Genomic DNA, 19,922 nt, shown 5'->3' with positions numbered 1-19,922 from the left:
CGTCGTGTAGCTATCTCGGGGTCTCATCGGCTCGGTCAGCGCCTCCTCCGCGCGCTGCGGACTCAGGCGCCCAATTCTTGCCTGTGCGCGTTGACGAGGTCGGCCATGCTGTCGAAGCGGAAGTCCACATTTGGCATGTCGCCGGGGTGCATCGTGGCGCCGAAGCCCTGGTCGGCGTGACGGCGATAGATCCAGCACGATGCCAGGCCGACGCGATTGGCGGGAGCGTGATCATGGAACATGCTTTCGGCAGTGTGCAGGACTTGGCTTTTCTCCACCCCGATCATCGCCAGCTTTTCGAGCATATAGTCGAAGTTGCGGGCGGAGGGCTTGTAGGAGCCGATGTCCTCTGCCGTGTATATCGCGTCGAAGTCGACGCCGAGCTTCTTGTTGCTGAACGAAAAGCTCTTGTTGTCGACGTTGGAAAGGATGATCAGCTTGTAGTGCTGCTTGAGATACCGCAAGGCTTCCGCCGAGTCGGCAAAGGCCGGCCAATCCTTCACGCTTTCGCCATAGGCCGTGCATTCCTCTGCGGTGGCGACGACGCCCCATTCCTCGGCAAGCCGCTTGTAGACGATCGGCAGAAGGTCGCGGTAGCGTCTTGCCGGAGTCCAGTTCTGCTGGCTGGATTCGTGCCGGGCATGCGCCTCGAGGATCTCGTCGCGGCTCAAACGGCGCCCGGCGCGCTCTGTCAGCGGCTTCAGGCCCTCGATCATGCCCGATTCCCAGTCGATGAGCGTGCCGTAGCAGTCGAAGGTCAGGGCCTTGAAATCGGTCAGCTTCATGGAATTGCACTCCTTGTTGGTGTCGCGTGATTATCCGGCAGGCTGCTCGCATGAGCTCAAACGCGCCTCGTCCTTCGATGCAGCGCTCCTCGATGCCGTGAGCCAGACACCGAACAGGGTCACCGCCAGGCCGAGGAACATCGCTCTCGATAGCGGTTCGCCGAAGATCAGCCACGCCCAGAGCATCGTCACCGGCGGGCTGAGATAGACCACGCTGCTGACCTGTGCGGCGGTGTAGTGACGCAGGCTCATATAGTAGACGCCGTAGCAGAAGAAGGTCGAGAACAGCACCAGCCACGCCATGCCGAATTGGAAACGCCCATCGAGCGGCGGTGTCAGGCCGCCGTTCCATTCGGCGCAGGCGGCAAAAAGGATCGCCGCCGTCAGGCATTGAATGCACAAGCTCTGATGGATGGGCATATCGATCGTCCTGATCCGCTTCTGCACCACGGTCGCCAGGGCGAACACCAGCATGGAAGCGATCGTGAGGACATAGGCCCAGACCGGTGCTTTGCCGAGACTGAGGCTGTCCAGGGAGACGATAAGGACGCCCGTTACGCCCAGGGCTGTTCCGATCCATTGTCTTGCGCTCAGCCGGTGGCCGAGAATGGGCTGCGACAGCGCCGCGATGGCGAGAGGGACAAGATCGGAGATCAGCGCGACAAGGCCGGTCGGAACGCGCTGGCCGATGGCAAGGGCGAATCCGCCTAGATAGAGGAACATCGTCGCCACGCCGAACGCCATCTGCTGCGCCAAGGCGCGCCCGCTGATGCGCTGCCCGATCAAAAGAGCAAATGGCAGAAGGATAAGTCCGGACAAAAAAGTCCGCCAGAACAGGACCAGCATGACGTCGGCGTTCTCGCTGGCGTAGCGGATGCCGACGAAGCCGGAGCTCCAGCTTAGGACCAGGGCTGCCGCCACGGTCGGCCATACCAGAGGATGAGGCTTGTTCTGCAGAAGCGTCATGGGCTGTCTTTATTCGAGCGGTGCGCCATGCTCCTGAAGCGGATCACCAGCGCTGTCTGGCGCAGACTTATGGCTGCACACTCGCTGCCTTGCACATGACAAATTTCGATAGGCTCATGAAACAGCTACGAACAATGACATAAATATTTGCCCGAAAATCCGCTCTGTGTCAGAGGTTTGGCGCGGTGCTTTCATTGCGAGCGAGGATTGTCATGGCTGGAATTATGAGCCGCCGCCTGGATGTCGATGCCCTGCGGGCGCTGGTCGCGATCGAGAAACATGGCGGTGTCACCCGTGCGGCCGAGGTTCTGGGTTTGTCGCAATCGGCCGTCAGCCACAAGATGAGGCGGCTGGAAGCGAGCCTCGACTGCGAAATCCTCAGCCGGAAGCCAAACGCGCCGCTGTTCACCACGGCCGGGCACGATCTCCTGGGTTATGCGCGGCGCATCCTGGGAATTCATGACGAGGCGGTACTGAGCCTCTCGAAAAGCACGCTGCAAGGCAAGATCGCGCTGGGAATGACCGAGGATACGACCTGCACGGATCTCTCGCGCATTCTTGGCCGGTTCCGCAGGCTTCATCCCGAGGTGAGCGTCCGTACGCAAGTGCGCATGAGCCTCGTCTTGCGGGAGCAGCTCAGCCAGGGGGCCCTTGACGCCGCGATCGTCCAGCTGTTCCAGCACGAGGTTCGCCCTGCCGACATCGTCCTCTACCGCGAGACGCTGCACTGGGTGAAGTCGCCGGATCTGGTCCTGTCGAAGGAAAAGCCGATCCCGTTCCTGTCCTTCGACGAGAACTGCTTCTATCGGCGCTGGGGCCTCGATCTTGGGCAGGACGAGGGAACGGTGTTCGAGACCGTGTTCGAATGCTCCAGCGCAGCCGGGATCGTCGCCGGCGTGACCTCCGGGCTCGGCGTCGCGCTCTTGAGCCAGCGGCACCTGCAACCCGGCATGGAGATCGTCGACAAACACTTCCCCAAGCCGCCGGACCTGGCCTATGTGATCAGGCGCGCACGCAACTCCCGAAATCCCGCGCTGGAGACTTTGGTCAGGGAGATCGAAGCCGAAGTCAAACGCTACGGGGCGCTTCAGATCGCCGTTTGAACAATCGTGCTGGCCAGGAGCGTGACAAGGCCGTCACAGAGCACGCAGCGGCGCGATTCACTGGTATCCTGAAAGAATGCTGGGATGGAATTAGCATGGCGAAGCTCGTCTTCGGAATGAATCAGTCACTGGACGGCTATGTCGACCACGAGGCATTTGCGCCCGATCCCGCGCTGTTTCGTCACTGGATAGAGCAAGTGCGCGGCCTGACGGGCAGCGTGTACGGCCGTCGCATGTACGAGGTCATGCGCTACTGGGACGAGGACCGTTCCGAGTGGACCCCTGAGCTCCGCGAATTCGCGACGGCGTGGCGGAGCCAGCCGAAGTGGGTCGTGTCGAGCACGCTGCAGTCCGTTGGCCCCAACGCCACGCTTGTCGAAGGCGGCCTGGCGGAGATGATACGTGACCTGAAGGCTCGGCTCGCTGGGGAGATCGCCGTTTCCGGACCGGACCTGGCGCGAAGCCTGACCGACCTCGGGCTTATCGATGAGTATCGTCTCTACATCCATCCCGTCGTGCTTGGTCACGGAAAGCCATTCTTCGCCGGCCCCCGGCCGCGGCTCCGGCTCGTGGCCAGTGATTTGATCGGGGAGGAAGCGATCAGGTTGACTTATGTTCCCGCGTAGGCACGCAACTCCCCGACGGAGGGCGCCGTCGCGTCGCGCGGAGCGCCCGCTCACCTCTCCGCAAACGCCCGGGCGAACGAATCCACCATCGGCCGCGCCAGATACTCGAAGAAGGTCCGGTCGCCGGTGTTGATGAAGGCTTCGACCGGCGTTCCCGGATAGAGTTGCTCCGGCTTGACGCCGGGCGGGAGCGCGTCGGCGATCTTCAGCTTGGCGCGGAAATAGGGTTCGTGGGTAGCCTGGTCGATCAGCCGGTCGGCCGAGATCTGCGTCACGGTCGCCGATACCTCTGGCGTCAGCCGCGTGTTGAGCGCTGACAGCCTGAGCTTCGCCGGCTGGCCGACGCGCACCTGATCGACGTCTTTCGGCCGCAGCTTGGCATCGACGTTGAGGCCCGATGCGGTGGGCAGGATCTCCATGATCTTTTCGCCGGGCGCGATCACGCTGCCTTTCGAATTATAGGTGGAGGACACCACGATGCCTGCCGCCGGCGCCTTGATCGTCGTGCGCTGAAGCACCGCTTCGGCTGCCCTGATCTGCTCCTCGATGTCGGCGAGGTTGGTGCGCACCTCGTCGAGCTTGGTCAGCGCTTCCTCCACGCGCTGCGTGGTCAGCCGCTCGACCTGCACCTGCGCCTCGACGATCTGGCTGTTGGCCCCGGCAAGATTGGCCTCCAGCGCGCCGGCCTGGCCGACCAGATCGGCTTCCGAGCGCAGCAACTGCGAATATTCGGTACGGTTGGTGAGGCCCTTGTCGAGCAGGCCTGTCTTGATGCCGAGCTCCTTCTTCACGACATCGGCCTGCTGCTGGATGGCGAGCTTCTGGGCGTTCAAGCCCACGACCGACTCGCGATGCATGGCGACCCGCTGCGCCATGATCGATTGCTCCGACCGGAACCGGGCGAGCCTGGCGTCGAACTCCTTCTGCTGCTCGCGGATGAGGTTTTGGAAATCCTGCTGGAACGGCGCCGGCGCTGCCTCGGTGATCGGCGCGAGCCTGTCCAGCCCGTCGCGCTCCGCCTCCAGCCGCGCCATGCTCGCCTTGAGCGCGATCGACTGCCTGGTCAGACGGTTGAGCTCGGCTTGCGCTGCCGTCCGGTCGAGCAGGATGAGGTCCTGGCCCTGCTGCACGCGGTCGCCCTCGCGGACCAGCAGCTGCTGGATGATGCCGCCCTCGGGCTGCTGGATGAGGATGTTGCCGCCCGTCGCCGAGATCGTGCCCTGCGTGATTACCGCGCCGGACAGCGGCGCGCTTACCGCCCAATAGCCGAAGCCGCCCGCAAAGAGCGCGATTGCCGCATATCCTATGAAGGCCACGCGCCGGAAGTCGGTGCGCGGCTGTCCATCCCAGGCAAGGCTCTCGATCGTCATCGTCTAGGATCCGAAGCGGATGCCGTGCGTGCGGATCATCGGCGCGAATGATCCGGTCACCACCGTGCCCTGCTGGGCGGCCGGGGCGTTGCCGGCGCCTCTATCGACAGTGGACCGCCGCAGCACCTCGGCGCTCGGGCCGAAGGCCTCGATCACCCCACCGCGCAGAACCATCACGCGGTCGCAGGCCGTTGCGATGGACGGCCGATGTGTGATCACGAGGATCGTGACGCCCGCCGCCCGCGCGGCGACCAGCACCACTTCGAGCGCCGCCTCGCCGCTGCCGTCGAGATGGGAACTGGGCTCGTCGAGCACGAGAATGCGCGGGTTGCCGTAGAAGGCGCGCGCCAGCCCGATCCTCTGGCGCTCGCCACCCGAGAGCGTCCTGTCGGAAGGGCCGATCATTGTCTGGTAGCCGTCGCGCTGCGCCAGGATCAACTCATGCGCCTGGGCGCGCCTGGCGGCCTCGACGATCGCGGCGTCCTCGGCCTGCGCGTCGAAGCGGGCGACATTGTCGCCGATCGTGCCGGGAAAGAGCTCCACCTCCTGCGCCAGGTAGCCGATCTGTCGCCCGAGCTGTTTTTCCTCCCAGGTCCTGAGGTCGGCGCCGTCGATCCTCACTGCGCCCCCGGTCGGCTGCGCGGCACCGACAAGCAGCCGCGCCAGCGTCGATTTGCCGGCGCCGCTCGGCCCGACGATCGCCACCGCTTCGCCGGCGCCGATCTGGAAATTCAGCCGCTTGAGGATAGGTTCGGTGCCGGGCTGTGCGTTCGGTGCCATGAAGAAAACGTCCTGCACCGAAATCGCGCCTAACGGATCGGGGAGCGCCAGTTTCCGCTTCTCGGCCGGGTGCGCAGCAAGCGCCGTCTCCAGCCGCTTCCAGGCCCGCTTTGCCTCGACGATTTGCCGCCAGGCGCCGATCAGCTGGTCGAGCGGCTGCAGCGCGCGCGACGACACCAGCGAGGAGGCGAAGATCATACCCGCCGTCATCTGCCCCTCGAGCACCAGCCACGCGCCGGCGCCGAGGATCGCCAGCTGCAGCATCATGCGCAGCGCCCGCGAGGCGCCGCTGAAGATCGCATTGGCGCTCGAGGAACGGTCGTAAAGCGTGAGCGCTGCCCCGACATGCCGCCCCCAGACCCGAGCGGCGTTCTCGACCATGCCCATGGCGCGCAGCGTTTCGGCATTGCGGGCAAAGACCTGTTCCGCATGGCTCGCCAACGCCGAGCGTTCCGCGGACATGGCATCGTTCCGGCCAATGGCGAGCTGGTTCGCGACGACAAGGACGAGCAGAAGCACCGCGCCGGCGACTGTCACCCAGAACAGCACCGGATGGATCAGATAGAGCAAAGCGAGGAAGACGGGCGCAAAGGGCAGGTCGAACAGCACCGCCACGCCGCGCGACCGGACGAAGGCGCAGACCGAGGCGAGATCACGCAGCGGCGACAGGCCGCCGGCATATTTGGGCGCCAGCGAGAGGGCGAATGTCCTTGCCCCGAGCTTCCTGTCGACGGCGGCCGCGACGCGCTGCGTGTAGACGGCGCGGATCGCGTCCAGCAGTCCGAGGAAAGCGAGCGCAAGAACCGCAATCGCCGACAGATAGACCAGCGTCTCGACGCTGGAGGAGGGCAGCACGCGGTCATAGACCTGAAGCAGATAAAGCGGGATCACCAGAAGCAGGATGTTGATCAGCAGCGAGAAGAGCCCGACATCGCCGACGGCGCGCAGGAACACCGCCCGCAGGCTCGACGGTGCAGTCATATCGGCCGCCGCTGCATGATCCCGGGACATCGAACCGATCGCCTGAAAATCTTAAGCGTGGCCCCCAAACTCGGAACCGTGATGCAGCGTGCTGCTGCCGAAGCTGTGCGTGGCAGTGCTGTGCGTTGCGGTGGTGGTGCTGCTGGTGGCGATCAGGGGGTTAGCCTCCACAGCGTCCAGCGTATAGGCGCGGATGTAGTCGATCTTCATCTCAGCCGGTGTGGCAAGATGATCCGGCGGCGCGCCGGCCTGGCCGCCGATCGCAAGATTGACCAGCATGTACATGGGCTTATCCATGTCCGAGGGCGTCGCCGCTTCCGCGACCTGCACGCCGTCATAGGTCCAGACAAGCTTGTCCGGCGTCCACAGCAGGCCATAGGTGTGGAAACCGGCAGTATCCATCGCATTCACCGTAGACCCGACCATGGTGTGCGTACCCGTCTCCATCGTATGCGCGGTCATCAGAAGCGAGCTCGGGGTCTGGCCGTATCTTTCGATGACGTCCAGCTCAGGCGGCCACGAGCCGTCTTCCGGCAGCAGCCAGAAGGCCGGCCAGGCGCCGGCGTTTTCCGGCAGGTCGGCGCGCATTTCGAAATAGCCGTATGTCTGCGAGAAGCTGTCATGCGTGGTCAGGATGCCGGAGGTGTATTCGTAATTGTTGATCAGCGGCTTGATGTCCGCCGGCGCTTGCGCCGCGGTGATGGTGAGCACGCCGTTGTTCACGCTGAACGGGTGGACCGAGCTCGTCGGCGCGTAATTGGCGTCGACATACCATTGCAGCTCGTTGTTGGTGGCGAGCGTGCTGCCGTTCGGCGCGCCCCACCAGAAGTTGGTATCCCACGTGCCGCCTTGGCTGTTGTGGAGGTTCAGCGCGTTGAAGTCGTCGCTGAAAGACAGCGTCATGTCGGACTTGTCGATCGGCAGCTGGAATTGGCTGGGCTGCAGCTTGTCGATGGTCGTGTCCCTGAACATGAGGATCTCGCCGGATCCGAGGTTCAAGATGACGTTCGGTCCCGCCTGGATCATGTTCGAGTGGATGGCGTCGAAGGAAGTGAACCCATAGCCATCGAGACGGACGCTGTCAGTCGCGGCAAAATTGGCGATCAGGTCGCTTCCGTTGCCTTTCGCGATGATGAAAGTGTCGTAACCGCCGCCGCCATCGATCAGCACATCATTGCCCTTGCCGCCGTCCAGCGTCTGGTGGCCGGCCTTGGCGGTGATGATGTTGTCCAGGTCGTTTCCAAAAGCGTAGTTCTTGGCGTTGGTGACGATCAGGTTCTCGACATTGTCGGGAAGCGTGTAGCTCATCCATGTGCTGATGGTGTCGATGCCTGCCCCATAGCCCTCGGCCACCTTGTTGCCCGCGGCATAGAGATAATAGATGTCATCGCCGTAGCTCCCGTGCATGGTGACATTGACGCCGGAAGCTCCATAGAAGGTGTCGTTTCCGGAGGTGCCCCACAAGTCCGGTCCGGACCCCGCCGCCGAGTACCAATGGTTGGACGAGCCGCTATAGGGGAGAGGAACGCCTACGGCATTGACGAAGCTGCTCATCGGACAACCCTCCTCGCAATACACGGCTTGCTTGAATCGGCATGCGAACTCAACCGATCGCTAGCGGGTCAACTTGTAATTCCGGGTATCGTTCCAAGGAATTGTGTAATAGTACAGAGAAAATTTGCCGTTCAGCGATCAATTATTCGCAAGAAAAGAGAGTGAGAACGCCCTAATACAATTTGCACGCGAGGGCTCACTCAGTTTTACACAATATTACTAATTTCTTTTATCAAAAATTAAGCATCGCGGCGCGAGGAGTTCGCGTAGGCGGCACGACTCACCTGAGCGGCGGGGCCCGATCCGGCGGATGCTCGCCTGATGCATTCCGCGCTCAAAGGGCGGCGTCGTCGGCTCACGCCTTGCCCATCGCGATCGACTTGAGGAACGCGGCCGCCAGTCCCTTGGCAACGGCCTGGTCGAAGCCCGCTTCGCGCATCGTCTCGATCGCGGCCGCTGTCGTGCCGCGATAGCCGAGAAAGGCCTCGACCGTATCGGCCGGTGAAGCGTCGTTGAGCTCCAGCAGCCGGCCGGTTCCGGTGAGCACGGTGTTGACCGCGCGGTGCGCGACCTCCGGCTTGAGGCCGAAGGCCACGGCGTCGCGCATCATCGCTTCGGCGAGCAGGGCAGGGAAGGCGGGCCCCGAGCCCGTCAGCCCGGTGAGATAGTCGATGTCGCGCTCGCTGCCGACCTCATCCTCAACGCCGCAGGCTCCGAAGATCGCGCGCACGGTCGCGCGGTCCAATTCGGTGGCGTCGCCGCTCGCGATCCACGGCGTGTACGATTTGCCGACCTCGGCAGCCGCGTTGGGCAGCGTGCGCACCACGCGGCCGGTGCCGTGCTTCTCGCCGATCTCGGCCATCCGGATGCCGGCCATAACCGAAATCACCAGCTTGCCCTTGGCATCCAGCTCGAGCGACGGCCAGTCCTGCGGCCGCACGGAAAGCATGATGACGTCCGAGCGGTCGGCGAGCGCCTGGTTGTCGTCGGTCCAAAAGACGCCTGGAAAGCGATCCGGCTTGGTGCTGCGATAGGAGAGGGCAAGGTTCTCCGCCCGCGCGACGCCGGCCGAAAGCGCGGCACCCGCGATGGCGCCGCCCAGCCAGCCAGCGCCGCCGACAATGCCCAGCCTGAGTGAAGCGCTCATCCTTGTCTCCCTTGCAGTCTTAAGGGTGCGGGAGGCGGCGGCCGCTGTCCAGCGGTCAAGCCGCAGCCGCGTCAGTCCGCTATCGACCGGGCTGGAAAAACCAGCCTGCCGCAAGACCGAACGCCGACAACGCCATCGCAACGGTCGAGAGCCAACCGAGCAGGCGCGCAGCGTTCCGGAGCAAGGGCCGGGAGAGCAGTGGATACGAAACCTTTGCGCCGGCTCCCTCCTGCCATCGGAGGGCGTTCGCCGGCCACGCATTGCCGGCGAAACGACCCGCCTGCCGAAAACGAGCCTCAGTACCCCCGCATCAATCCACCATCGACGCGGATGTTCTCGCCGGTGATATAGGCCGCGCCGTCGGAAGCGAGGAAGGAGATCGTTGCCGCCACTTCCTCGGATGTGCCGTAGCGCTTCATCGGCACGCTTTGGCGGCGTTCCTCTACGCTGGGCAGGCTGTCGATCCAGCCCGGCAGCACGTTGTTGATGCGGATGTTATCGGCCGCATAGGTGTCGGCAAAGATCTTGGTGAAGGCGGCGAGCCCGGCGCGCGCCACCGCCGAGGTCGGGAAGGCGACGCTCGGCTCGAACGCCCAGGCGGTCGAGATGTTGATGATGACGCCCGCCTTCTGCTTCTGCATCACCGGCGTCACCAGCCGGGTCGGTCGCACGACGTTGAGGAAATAGGTGTCGATGCCCTTGTGCCAGTCTTCGTCGCTGATCTCGATGATCTGCGCGCGCGGCCCGTGGCCGGCGCTGTTGACCAGCACGTCGATGCGGCCCCAGCGTTCCAGCGCGCCGTCGGTCAGCCGCTTCAGATCCTCGTTCGACTGGTTGGAGCCGGTGACGCCGAAACCGCCGAGTTCGTTGCCCAGCGCTTCGCCCTTACCGGAGGAGGAGAGCACGCCGACCTTGAAGCCGTCGGCGGCCAGCCGCTTCGCCGCCGCCGCGCCCATGCCGCTGCCCCCCGCCGTCACCAGAGCTACTTTTTCTCCTGCCATGTCGCTGTCCATCCTTGTTGAAAGCGCCTCTGTTAGCACGCGGCGGTGCAGGGCACGAACCGGTTTGGATTGCGCCACGATGCCGATTGGCGAAAGCGGACGCGGAGTCCGAACGCCATGCTCACACCTTGAAACCGCTCATCAGCGCCTTTGACACCACCGCACAGCGTCCGGGCTTCACGTCGCCCGCCTTCAGTGGCACGCCCTTTCCAGCCGGCACCGCCGGCCGGTACCAGCTCCGCAGCGCCTGGTCGCTGGCGCAATAGCCCCAATTGACGAGATCGATCGTCTCCTCGCTTCCCAGGAAATGAAGCGACGTGCCGATATCGGCAGGCGCGATTGCCGCGCTTTGCACGAAGCTCGGCTCGGCGGCGTCAGGCTTGCTGGCGATCGACCAGTAGACGCCGCGGGTGGCGGCATAGTCGGGCCGGGTCGCGTCATTGGGCAGGCCCTGGTCGTCGGCATCCTTCGCCGCCTGGAAGCGGGCGATGAGGTCGCGCCGCCGGAGCGAGCGCACCTGGTTGTCGGTGGTGTCGAGCACGCGCTTCAACTGCGAGAACCAGTTCCAGTAGCCGGAGCCGGACGCTCGCCAGGGCGCGCCGGCGTCGCTGACCAACAGCCAGCGGCAGCGCTTCAGCGCCGGCTCGATGCCGTGATTGTCATAGACGCCGCCATCGGTGAGCACGGCGCGGCCGGCCGGGACCGGCGGGCCGACGCTCGCGTCGAGCTTGTCGTTCTCCCACGCGAACTGAGTGAGGTCGAGCCTGAGCGGCGACAGGAACTGCGGGAAGGCAGACGACGCCGCGACCGCGGTCGCGACCGGCAGGTCCGCATGCTTGGCCATGCCGATCCGGTAATCGGCAATGTAGCGGTTGGACATGCGAAACAGCGAGCCGGTGCTGAGACCACGAACCACGGACGCCGGGTCAGGCTCTTCAGCGTCGGCACCTTGCCGTCGAACAGATGGCGCTCGTAGCAGGCGGCGACTTCGCGCGCCGCGCTCGAAAACGGGTTGAACACGCCCTTGAGGATCGACGGCGCGTCAAGGAAGACCTGCGAGAAAGCGAGGATTTTTTCGACGTAAAGCTCGCGGAAATTCGTGGCAACGCCGTCGGCAAAGCTGAGGCGCGGCCAGAGAACCGCAAGCAGCCCGGCGGCAATCGAGCCGCCCGAGACCGAACTGACCATGTCGATTTTCTGAAGCAGGCCGGCCTCGTTCAGCCGGCAGAGCACGCCGGCATGGAACAGCATGGCGCGATAGCCGCCGCCCGACAGGCAGAGGCCGAGCTCGTAATGCTCGACCTTGTCGTCAGCCGGTGACGATCCGGCTGGAATCGGCTCCATCGCGCCCCCCTTCTGCCTGTCCGTTCGGCATTCGAGCTCGGCTTTGCTCAATCCAGCCCAGCGCAGCCGTTCTGGCAAGCGGGGGAAACGCGTAACGTCGCGGAGTGGAAAGCGGGGCCGCTTGCCGGCCGCTTCGTCGCGGCCGGCCGCATAGACCTTGCGATCGATCTTTACTGATTGATCTCGGGCTCGACGAGCCTTGCCAGGTTCTTGAGCGACTCCTGCCAGCCGAGATAGCAGGCCTCGGCGGGGATGGCGTCCGGAATGCCGGCCTGGGTGATCTCCATCTCCGTGCCGACCGAGACTTTCTTCAACGTCACCGTCACCTGCATCTCGCCGGGCAGGTTGGGATCGTCGAACTTGTCGGTGTAGCGCACGAGCTCACCCGGAACGAGCTCGACATAGTCGCCGCCGAAAGCATGGCTTTCGCCCGTGGTGAAGTTGCGGAACGACATTTTGAAGTTGCCGCCGGCCTTTGCATCCAAGTGATGCACCGTGCAGGTGAAGCCGTTCGGCGGCAGCCATTTCGCCAGCGCGTCCGCCTCGATGAAAGCGCGATAGACTTTTTCAGGTTTGGTGGCGAGCACGCGGTGCAGGCGGACAGTGCTGGGCATATCGTTTCTCCTGTTGATTGCCGGTCTATGCTCCTATGACGAACGGTGATTGGCCAGTCCGACATCGATGGTGAAGTTTTTTGAACGCTGCTGCCGATCTCTCGATGGGGAGATTATCCGAACCGGTTGCCCTGCACGCCGCGCACGCCGGGCCTGAGCGCGAACAGGCCGCCTTCGAAGGGGCTGGCGTCGAGATGCTCGGCGCTCATGGTGAAGCGCGCCGAGGTGACGAACAGCGTGTCGAGGCCGGGGCCGCCGAAGGCGCAGCTCGTCGGCCAGCTGCAAGGCAATTCGGCGATCCGGTCCAGCCTGCCGTCGGGCGCGATGCGGGCGAGGCAGCTTCCGCCAACCACCCGGCAGTTCCAGATATAGCCCTCTGCGTCAAGGCAGGAGCCGTCCGGCAGGCCGCGCTCGAAGCCGGTGAAGAAGGGGAGCGCCCGGCCGAGCCGTCCCGCCTTCTTGTCCCAGTCATAGCAGTAGAGCGCATTCTTCGTCGTGTCGGCGGTGACGAAGCGTCCGTCGGGCAGCCACACCATCGTGTTGGTGATGCCGAACCGGTCTTCGCTGAGCGGCGTCGCTTTGCCGTCCGGGCCGACCCGGTAGAGCCGACCTTCATCGCTGGCGATGGGCACCGGCGCGTCGTCCGGGCCGATGTTGTTGGCCATCGTTCCAACCCAGAACGAACCGTCCGGCGCCACCACGCCCTCGTTGAGCCGCGTTCCCGGTCTGTCGTCCTCGATCGTCGCGAGCGCCCGGAACGGCCCGTAGAAGTCCCATAGCGCGATCTCCTTGCGCAACCCGACGATCGCGCCGCCGTCGTTGCGCAAGCCGACCGAGGTCACGAGATCGGGCGTCTGCCAGCTTTCATGCGCGCCGCTCAGCGGATCCAGCCGATGGATCCTGCGGCCGATGATGTCGACCCAAACCAGCCTTTCGCGGCGCTCGTCCCACACCAGGCTTTCGCCGACCACGTCGCGCGCATCGAAGATCAGGCCGGCTTGCTTCTCGTGCATGGGGCGCCTCGGGGCAGCGTGTCAGAAAATCAGCTTGACATATATCTTTAAGCCGAACTATGAGCAATTCAACATAAACCTGTCATACAGGTGTTGAGGAAACGCATGCAAGAGCAGACGGACCCACCTGATGAACCGAGTCCTGGCCTGGTCAGCACGGCGATTCAGGCGATAACCCAGCACATCCGCTCGGAAGGCCTGGCACCTGGCGATCCGCTGCCCAGCGAAGCCGCCATGACGCGCCAGCTCAACGTTTCCCGAACGGTCGTGCGCGAGGCCTTCCGCTCGCTGTCGGCGATGCGGCTGATCGACATGAGCGCCGGGCGCCGCGCCACCGTCGCCAAGCTCGACACCGGCGCCATGTCGATGGTGATCGAGCATGGCATCACCACCCAGCAGATCAGCGTGCAGCAGGTCTATGACGTCAGGCGCACCATCGAGATGCGCACCGTGGCGCTGGCCGCGCTGCGCCGCACCAACGCGGAAGCCGCGGCGATCGCCCAGTCGGCCCGGCTGATGCGCGAGAGTTGCAAGAGCCCCGAGACCGTCATGGAGCATGACATCGCCTTCCACGAGGCGATCGCGGCGGCCTCGCACAATCCGGTCTTTTCGCTGATCGTCACCGCCTTCAGCGGCGTGACGCGGCGCACCTGGGTCATCGGCTGGCGAACCCGTTCCTCCGACGAGGACCAGCTCAAGATGATCAAGGGCCATGAGGACATCGCCGACGCCATCCTCAAGGGCGATCCGCGGCTTGCGGCCGAGCATATGGCCGAGCATTTCGACAAGAGCGTCAAGGCGCTCATCGACGCGGGGATAGCCTGATGAAGATCCGCGCCATCGAGACCGTCGGCATCGAGGAACGGCCCAACCTGCTCTGGGTCGAGGTTCATACCGACGAGGGCATCACCGGACTCGGCGAGACGTTTTATCTATCGCGCACCGTCGAGGAATATCTGCACGAATATGTGGCGCCCAGGGTGATCGGCCGCGATCCGCTGGAGATCGATCTTTTGGCCGCCGATCTCGTCGGCTATCTCGGCTTCCGCTCCAGCGGCGCCGAGGTGCGCGGCAACTCCGCCTTCGACATCGCGCTGTGGGACATTTTCGGCAAGGCCACTGGCCAGCCGGTCGCGCAGCTGCTCGGCGGTTTCAGCCGTCGCTCGATCCGCACTTACAACACCTGCGCCGGCACCGAGTACATCAAGGACGCCAAGGGCCAGACGACGGCCAATTACGGCATCGGCGCCGGGCGCGATTACGACGATCTCAACGCCTTCCTCACCCGCGCCGGCGAGCTGGCCGAGGAATTGCTCTCCGACGGCATCACCGCAATGAAGATCTGGCCGTTCGACCACGCGGCGGAGAAGACGCGCGGCAACGACATCTCGGCAGCCGACTTGAAGGCGGCGCTCGAGCCTTTTGAAAAGATTCGCAAAGCCGTCGGCGACAGGATCGACATCATGGTCGAGTTCCATTCGATGTGGCAGCTCCTGCCGGCGATGAGGATCGCCGAGGCGCTCAGGCCCTACGCCACCTATTGGCACGAGGACCCGATCCGCATGGACAGCCTCGGCGATTTGAGGCGTTACGCCGCCGCCAGTCCGGCCCCGATCTCGGCCTCCGAGACGCTGGGCAGCCGCTGGGCTTTCCGCGACCTTCTGGAGACTGGAGCGGCGGGGATCGTCATGCTCGACATCTCCTGGTGCGGCGGCCTGTCGGAGGCGCGCAAGATCGCTTCGATGGCCGAGGCTTGGCGGCTGCCGGTGGCGCCGCACGACTGCACCGGTCCGGTCGTGCTCGCAGCGTCGACCCATTTGTCGCTCAACGCGCCCAACGCGCTCGTCCAGGAAAGCGTGCGCGCCTTCTACCGCACCTGGTACCGCGACTTGGTGACGGCGCTGCCCGAGGTGAAAGACGGCATGATCACCGTGCCGCCGGGGCCTGGGCTCGGGCTGGCGCTCAGTCCCGATCTTGGCAAGGCCTACACCGTCCACCGCCGCGTCAGCAGCCAGACGGACATTTAGCCCAAGACGCACATCTAGGATCCATAGGGAGGAACAAACATGAGAAAACTGACAGCAATGCTTCTGCTCGGCGCCGCCCTCATCGGCGGGCAATCGGCCGCCAAAGCCGACGGGCTCAACATCGTCTTTACCCATCATTCGTCGGCCTCCAACACATTCTGGCAGGCGGTGAAGAAAGGTTTCGACGATGGCTGCGCCAAGGTCGAGGCCAACTGCAACATGGTCTTCACCCAGACCGAGGGATCGATCGAGCAGCAGGTCGCGAACATGCGCGCGGCCCTTGCCGCCAAGCCCGACGCGCTGCTCACCTCCATCGTCGACGACCATGCCTTCGACGATGTCATCAAGGAGGCCCGCGACGCCGGCGTGGTGGTGATCGCCGTCAATGTCGACGACACCGAAGGCGCCAAGGGCAATGCGCGCCAGGCCTTCATCGGCCAGGGCTTCAAGCCAGCCGGCTACTCGCTCGCCAAGGCGATTTCCGAGAGCTTCCCGAAGGATGGTCCGATCAAGGTGCTGGTCGGCATCTCGGCGCCGGGCCAGAACTGGTCCGAAACCCGCGGCGCCGGCGTCATGCAGTTCCTCGAGGAATACAAGGCCGCTCATAAGGACCGCGACCTTTCGTGGGAGCGCATCGACAGCGGCACCGACCTCGCCATCACTTCCGACCGCGTCGGCGCCTATCTCAACGCGCATCCCGACACCACCGCCTATTTCGACACCGGCTTCTGGTGCGCCGGCGTGGCGCGCGTGCTGGCCGATCGCGGGGTCGCGCCCGGCAAGGTCCTGCTCGGCGGCTTCGATCTCGTGCCGGAAGTGCTGCAGCAGATGCAGAAGGGCTATGTCCAGGCGCTGGTCGACCAGCAGCCCTACATGCAGGGCTTCATGCCGGTGATGGAAGTCTATCTCAACAAGAAGCTCGGTCTTGCGCCTTCCGACATCGACACGGGGCAGGGCATCGTGCGCCAGAAGGACGCCGATGCGATCATGGCGCTGTCCGCGCAGGGCATGCGCTGAGGTCGCATGCCTTTGAGATTGGCCGAGACGCCCGTCACCGAAATGCTGGCGGGACATCACCCCCCTCTGTCCTGCCGGACCGTCCGGCAGGACAGAGGGGGGTGTGAAGGAACGCGGCGCCACAGTACCTTTCACAATCACCGCACCGGAGCCTTTCATTGAAGCGCCTGTTCAAGACCTATCTCGAGAAGCCGGAACTGGCCGGGCTGATCCTCCTGGTGCTGCTCATTGTCCTGTTCCAGGTCCGCTCCCACGGCGTGTTCCTGAACCAGGACAATCTGCGAGGCATCCTCGGCATCCTGCCGGAGGCCGGCCTCGTCGCCATCGGCGTTACCATCCTGATGATCAGCGGCGAGTTCGACCTGTCGGTCGGTTCGGTCTTCGCGCTGATGCCGATGACGATGGCGGTGCTGATGGTGCAGGGCTGGCCGTTCCCGCTGGCGCTGCTCGCCGGGCTGCTCGTCTCGGCGGCCATCGGCTTCATCAACGGTTACGTCACCATCCGCTTCGCCATCCCGAGCTTCATCACCACGCTCGGCATGCTGTTCATGGCGCGCTCGCTCACCGTCGTCGTGTCCGGCGGCTTCCCGCCGCTGCTGCCCGCCGACCTGCCGACTTGGCTGTTCACTTCCTTTGTCGGCCCGGGCAACATGTTCCGCATGTCGTTTCTGTGGTTCGTCGCGGTCGCGGTGCTGACCTCGCTGATGCTGTCGCGCACCAATTTCGGCAACTGGATCAAGGCTACCGGCGGCTTCCTGCCGGCCGCCGCCGCGATGGGCATCCCGACCGCCAGGGTCAAAATCGTCTGCTTCATGCTGTGCTCGGTGCTCTCGGGTTTCGCCGGCATGCTGCAGGTGCTGCGGCTGGGGTCGCCGCTGCCTTCGATCGGCGAGGGCATGGAGCTGCAGGCGGTGGCATCCGCCGTCATCGGCGGCGCCTCGCTCGCCGGCGGCATCGGCACCGTCATGGGCGGCATCATCGGCACGACGCTCATCCGCGTCATCGACAACGGCCTCGTGCTCAGCCATGTCGACGCCAACTGGTTCAAATTCGCCATCGGCTTCCTGACCATCTTCGCCGTCGTCGCCAATGCCTGGATGCGCAAGCGCGCCAAGGCCATCAAGATGGAGGGCTGAGCCGTGAGCGATGCCATCATCTCGGTGCGCGATCTGCACAAATGGTATTCCGGCGTGCATGCCCTCAAAGGCGTCACGCTCGACTTCAAGCGCGGCGAGGCGCTCGGACTGGTCGGCGACAACGGCGCCGGCAAGTCGACCTTGATCAACATCCTGTCCGGCGTCCACCGCGCCGACCAGGGCGAGATCAAGGTCGAGGGCAGGGAGGTCAGCATCGCGACGCCGCGCGACGCGATGGATCTCGGCATTGAGACCATCTACCAGTACAATTCCATGGTCCCCACCATGTCGATCGCCCGCAACCTGTTCATCGGCCGTGAGCCGACCCGGTTTTCGATCCTCGGCGTCGGCATCCTCGACCAGAAGAAGATGGCCGAGGAAAGCGTGCGCGCCATCGCCAATGTCGACCTGCATCTGCGCTCCCCCGACGCGCTCGTCGGCGAGCTCTCCGGAGGCCAGCGCCAGGGCGTCGCGATCGCGCGCGCCATGCACTTCAAGTCGAAGGTAATGATCCTCGACGAGCCAACCAATCACCTCTCGGTCAAGGAGACCAACAAGGTGATCGGCTTCGTGCGCGGCCTGAAGGAACAGGGGGTGACAGGCGTCTTCATCAGTCACAACATGCACCACGTCTTCGAGTGCTGCGACCGTATCGTCGCGATGGCGCGCGGCGAGATCGTGCTGGACAAGCGCATCGGCGACACTTCGATCGACGAAGTCCATTCTGTCCTGTGAGGGTAGGCAATGAAGGCACTCGCTGGTCGTAAAGTGTTGCTGACGGGCGGCCTCGGCTCGCTCGGCCGGGCCCAGGCGGTGACGCTGGCGCGGGACGGCGCGCGCGTGCTGGTGCTCGACCGCCCCGACATCGGCGATGCCGAGCAGACGGTGGCGGGACTTGCCGGGCAGGCCAGGGGCGATATTGCCTTCGTCGGCTGCGATCTCAACCGGCTGACCGATGCGGAAGCGGCTGTTGCCGCGCTGGCGGCCAAGGAAGGCGGGATCGATATCCTGATCAACAACGCGGCGCTGATCATCAACCGGCCGTTCGAGCAGTTCTCGCTGGCCGAATATGAGGATCAGATCCGCGTCAACTCCTCGGCCGCCTTTGCGCTGGCGCGGGCCTGCGCGCCGGGCATGAAGGCGAAGGGCTACGGCAAGATCGTCAACTTCTGCTCGATCACGATCAACGGCCGCTGGGACGGCTACGTGCCCTATGTCGCCTCGAAGGGCGCCATGCTCGGGCTCACCAAGTCGCTCGCGCGCGAGCTCGGGCCGCATGGCATCCGCGTCAACGCCGTGTCGCCGGGCGCGGTGGTCTCGGAGGCGGAGGCGCGCGTCTTCGGCGACCGGTTGAAGCAGTACAATGACTGGATCCTCGAGAACCAAAGCCTCAAGACGCGCATCGAGCCTGACAATGTCGCCGAGCTCGTGCTGTTCCTCGTCTCACCCGCCTCCGACATGATCAGCGGCCAGAACATCGCCATCGATGGCGGCTGGTGAGGATATGGCCGGCGCGGTCGAGCTGAACGACGGGCAGGCGAGGCTGGTCCTGGCGCCTGAGAAGGGCGCGGCGATCGCGCGCTATGACGCGCTGGTGATCGGCAGCGCGCCGGTTCCGCTGCTGAAGCCGGGCGATGGCACCGGCACGTCCGGCTGCCAACTCCTGGTGCCGTGGTCGAACCGCATCTCCGGCGGCGGCTTCACTTTCGACGGCCGCTTCCACGCCGTCGCGCCGAACATTCCGGGCGAAGCCTTTCCGATCCATGGCGACGGTCTCCAAAAACCGTGGCGGCTCGCCCGCCGCACTGACACCGAGGCGGAGCTGGTGCTCGACGAGGGCGCGATCGGTCCTTACCGCTATGCGGCTACCGTGACCTATGCGCTGCGGGACGGCGCGCTGGAGGCGCGGCTGACGGTGGAGAACCGCGCCGGCATGCGCCTGCCTTACGGCCTCGGTTTCCATCCGTGGTTCCCGCGCGGCGACACAACCCTGCTCGAGGCCAAGGCCAGGCGTGTCTGGCTGGAGGACGAGCGCCATTTGCCGGTCGGCGTGGTGCCCGTGAGCGAGCGCCCGGCCTGGGATTTCTCGCGCTCCATCCCGCTGCCGTGGGACTGGGTCAACAACGCCTTCGACGGCTGGAATCGTCGCGCCTCGATCGCGCAGCTCGAGGAGGGGATCGGGGTCACGCTCACCGCCTCGCCGGAGCTTGGCGTCTATATCCTCTATTCCCCGTCATCCGACGCCGACTTCTTCTGCTTCGAGCCGGTGTCGCACCCGGTCGATGCGCATCACGGCGAAGGGCTGACGGTGCTTGAAGATGGGCAAACGATGAGCGCGGCGATGCGGCTGGACTGGGCGGTGGCGGGTTGAGGGCAGCCGACCGAGCGCGTGATCTCAACCCTTGAGGGGGAGACGGCCGGCAGGCCAGAGAGGGTCGTCTCATAGATCGCCAGCATT

Annotated in this window: 19 protein-coding genes and 1 pseudogene; 9 read left to right on the top strand and 11 right to left on the bottom strand. The window is 64.7% G+C overall.

Features of this window, described 5'->3' with window-relative positions:
• Positions 1-62: 62 nt before the first annotated feature.
• Entirely contained in the window at positions 63-785 is a 723-nt protein-coding gene (locus CK222_RS19430; RefSeq protein ID WP_095801459.1) for a haloacid dehalogenase type II, read from the bottom strand.
• 30 nt (positions 786-815) lie between these two features.
• Complete coding sequence (locus tag CK222_RS19425) at positions 816-1,751, bottom strand: DMT family transporter (protein WP_095801458.1); 936 nt, start codon at positions 1,749-1,751, stop codon at positions 816-818.
• Positions 1,752-1,963: 212 nt separating this feature from the next.
• Here CK222_RS19425 and CK222_RS19420 point away from each other — a divergent pair, with 212 nt between their 5' ends.
• Complete coding sequence (locus tag CK222_RS19420) at positions 1,964-2,854, top strand: LysR family transcriptional regulator (protein ID WP_095801457.1); 891 nt, start codon at positions 1,964-1,966, stop codon at positions 2,852-2,854.
• Between the two features lie 95 nt (positions 2,855-2,949).
• Positions 2,950-3,480: a dihydrofolate reductase family protein gene (locus CK222_RS19415; RefSeq protein WP_095801573.1), complete on the top strand. Its 531-nt coding sequence runs from the start codon at positions 2,950-2,952 to the stop codon at positions 3,478-3,480.
• Positions 3,481-3,530: 50 nt separating this feature from the next.
• On the opposite strand, the gene CK222_RS19410 is transcribed toward CK222_RS19415, so the two are convergent.
• From CK222_RS19410 to CK222_RS19375, 9 genes and pseudogenes are all read right to left on the bottom strand, one after another.
• Positions 3,531-4,850 (bottom strand): HlyD family type I secretion periplasmic adaptor subunit, encoded by a 1,320-nt coding sequence (locus CK222_RS19410; RefSeq protein WP_095801456.1) that lies wholly within the window; start codon positions 4,848-4,850, stop codon positions 3,531-3,533.
• A 3-nt stretch (positions 4,851-4,853) separates the two neighbouring features.
• Positions 4,854-6,611: a type I secretion system permease/ATPase gene (locus CK222_RS19405; protein WP_095801572.1), complete on the bottom strand. Its 1,758-nt coding sequence runs from the start codon at positions 6,609-6,611 to the stop codon at positions 4,854-4,856.
• A 51-nt stretch (positions 6,612-6,662) separates the two neighbouring features.
• Positions 6,663-8,165 (bottom strand): family 16 glycosylhydrolase, encoded by a 1,503-nt coding sequence (locus CK222_RS19400; protein ID WP_095801455.1) that lies wholly within the window; start codon positions 8,163-8,165, stop codon positions 6,663-6,665.
• A gap of 355 nt (positions 8,166-8,520) precedes the next feature.
• Positions 8,521-9,312, bottom strand: a complete 792-nt coding sequence (locus CK222_RS19395; protein ID WP_095801454.1) for a pyrroline-5-carboxylate reductase dimerization domain-containing protein — start codon at positions 9,310-9,312, stop codon at positions 8,521-8,523.
• Between the two features lie 296 nt (positions 9,313-9,608).
• Positions 9,609-10,313, bottom strand: coding sequence for an SDR family oxidoreductase (locus CK222_RS19390; RefSeq protein WP_095801571.1), 705 nt, complete (start codon positions 10,311-10,313; stop codon positions 9,609-9,611).
• A 121-nt stretch (positions 10,314-10,434) separates the two neighbouring features.
• The gene (locus tag CK222_RS19385) at positions 10,435-11,193 is read right to left on the bottom strand and encodes a hypothetical protein (RefSeq protein ID WP_280951774.1); all 759 of its coding nucleotides are present in this window, start codon (positions 11,191-11,193) and stop codon (positions 10,435-10,437) included.
• Between the two features lie 41 nt (positions 11,194-11,234).
• A pseudogene (locus tag CK222_RS33380) lies at positions 11,235-11,564 on the bottom strand (patatin-like phospholipase family protein); the annotation flags it as partial.
• Between the two features lie 263 nt (positions 11,565-11,827).
• Positions 11,828-12,271 (bottom strand): SRPBCC family protein, encoded by a 444-nt coding sequence (locus tag CK222_RS19380; protein ID WP_095801453.1) that lies wholly within the window; start codon positions 12,269-12,271, stop codon positions 11,828-11,830.
• Positions 12,272-12,384: 113 nt separating this feature from the next.
• Positions 12,385-13,284: an SMP-30/gluconolactonase/LRE family protein gene (locus CK222_RS19375; protein WP_095801452.1), complete on the bottom strand. Its 900-nt coding sequence runs from the start codon at positions 13,282-13,284 to the stop codon at positions 12,385-12,387.
• A 105-nt stretch (positions 13,285-13,389) separates the two neighbouring features.
• Here CK222_RS19375 and CK222_RS19370 point away from each other — a divergent pair, with 105 nt between their 5' ends.
• The 7 genes from CK222_RS19370 to CK222_RS19340 all read left to right on the top strand — a co-directional run bounded on the left by CK222_RS19370 (position 13,390) and on the right by CK222_RS19340 (position 19,835).
• A complete protein-coding gene (locus tag CK222_RS19370) occupies positions 13,390-14,109 on the top strand; it encodes a FadR/GntR family transcriptional regulator (RefSeq protein WP_095778886.1) in 720 nt (239 codons plus the stop codon).
• Positions 14,109-15,311 carry a mandelate racemase/muconate lactonizing enzyme family protein gene (locus CK222_RS19365; RefSeq protein ID WP_095801451.1) on the top strand — a complete coding sequence of 401 codons (1,203 nt, stop codon included), beginning with the start codon at positions 14,109-14,111 and terminating at the stop codon, positions 15,309-15,311. Before CK222_RS19370 ends, CK222_RS19365 begins: the two co-directional genes overlap by 1 nt.
• A 39-nt stretch (positions 15,312-15,350) precedes the next feature.
• Entirely contained in the window at positions 15,351-16,328 is a 978-nt protein-coding gene (locus CK222_RS19360) for a sugar ABC transporter substrate-binding protein (protein WP_095801450.1), read from the top strand.
• Between the two features lie 158 nt (positions 16,329-16,486).
• Entirely contained in the window at positions 16,487-17,464 is a 978-nt protein-coding gene (locus CK222_RS19355; protein WP_066993166.1) for an ABC transporter permease, read from the top strand.
• A gap of 3 nt (positions 17,465-17,467) precedes the next feature.
• A complete protein-coding gene (locus tag CK222_RS19350) occupies positions 17,468-18,199 on the top strand; it encodes an ATP-binding cassette domain-containing protein (RefSeq protein ID WP_066993169.1) in 732 nt (243 codons plus the stop codon).
• A 9-nt stretch (positions 18,200-18,208) separates the two neighbouring features.
• Positions 18,209-18,964 carry an SDR family oxidoreductase gene (locus tag CK222_RS19345; protein WP_095801449.1) on the top strand — a complete coding sequence of 252 codons (756 nt, stop codon included), beginning with the start codon at positions 18,209-18,211 and terminating at the stop codon, positions 18,962-18,964.
• Positions 18,951-19,835, top strand: coding sequence for an aldose 1-epimerase (locus tag CK222_RS19340; protein ID WP_245433100.1), 885 nt, complete (start codon positions 18,951-18,953; stop codon positions 19,833-19,835). Before CK222_RS19345 ends, CK222_RS19340 begins: the two co-directional genes overlap by 14 nt.
• The last annotated feature ends 87 nt before the right edge of the window (positions 19,836-19,922 follow it).

Source organism: Mesorhizobium sp. WSM3866 (assembly GCF_002294795.1).
Lineage (GTDB): Bacteria > Pseudomonadota > Alphaproteobacteria > Rhizobiales > Rhizobiaceae > Mesorhizobium.
Note: the sequence above shows the minus strand (reverse complement) of the source record. Positions and strands in the feature narration are given on the sequence as shown.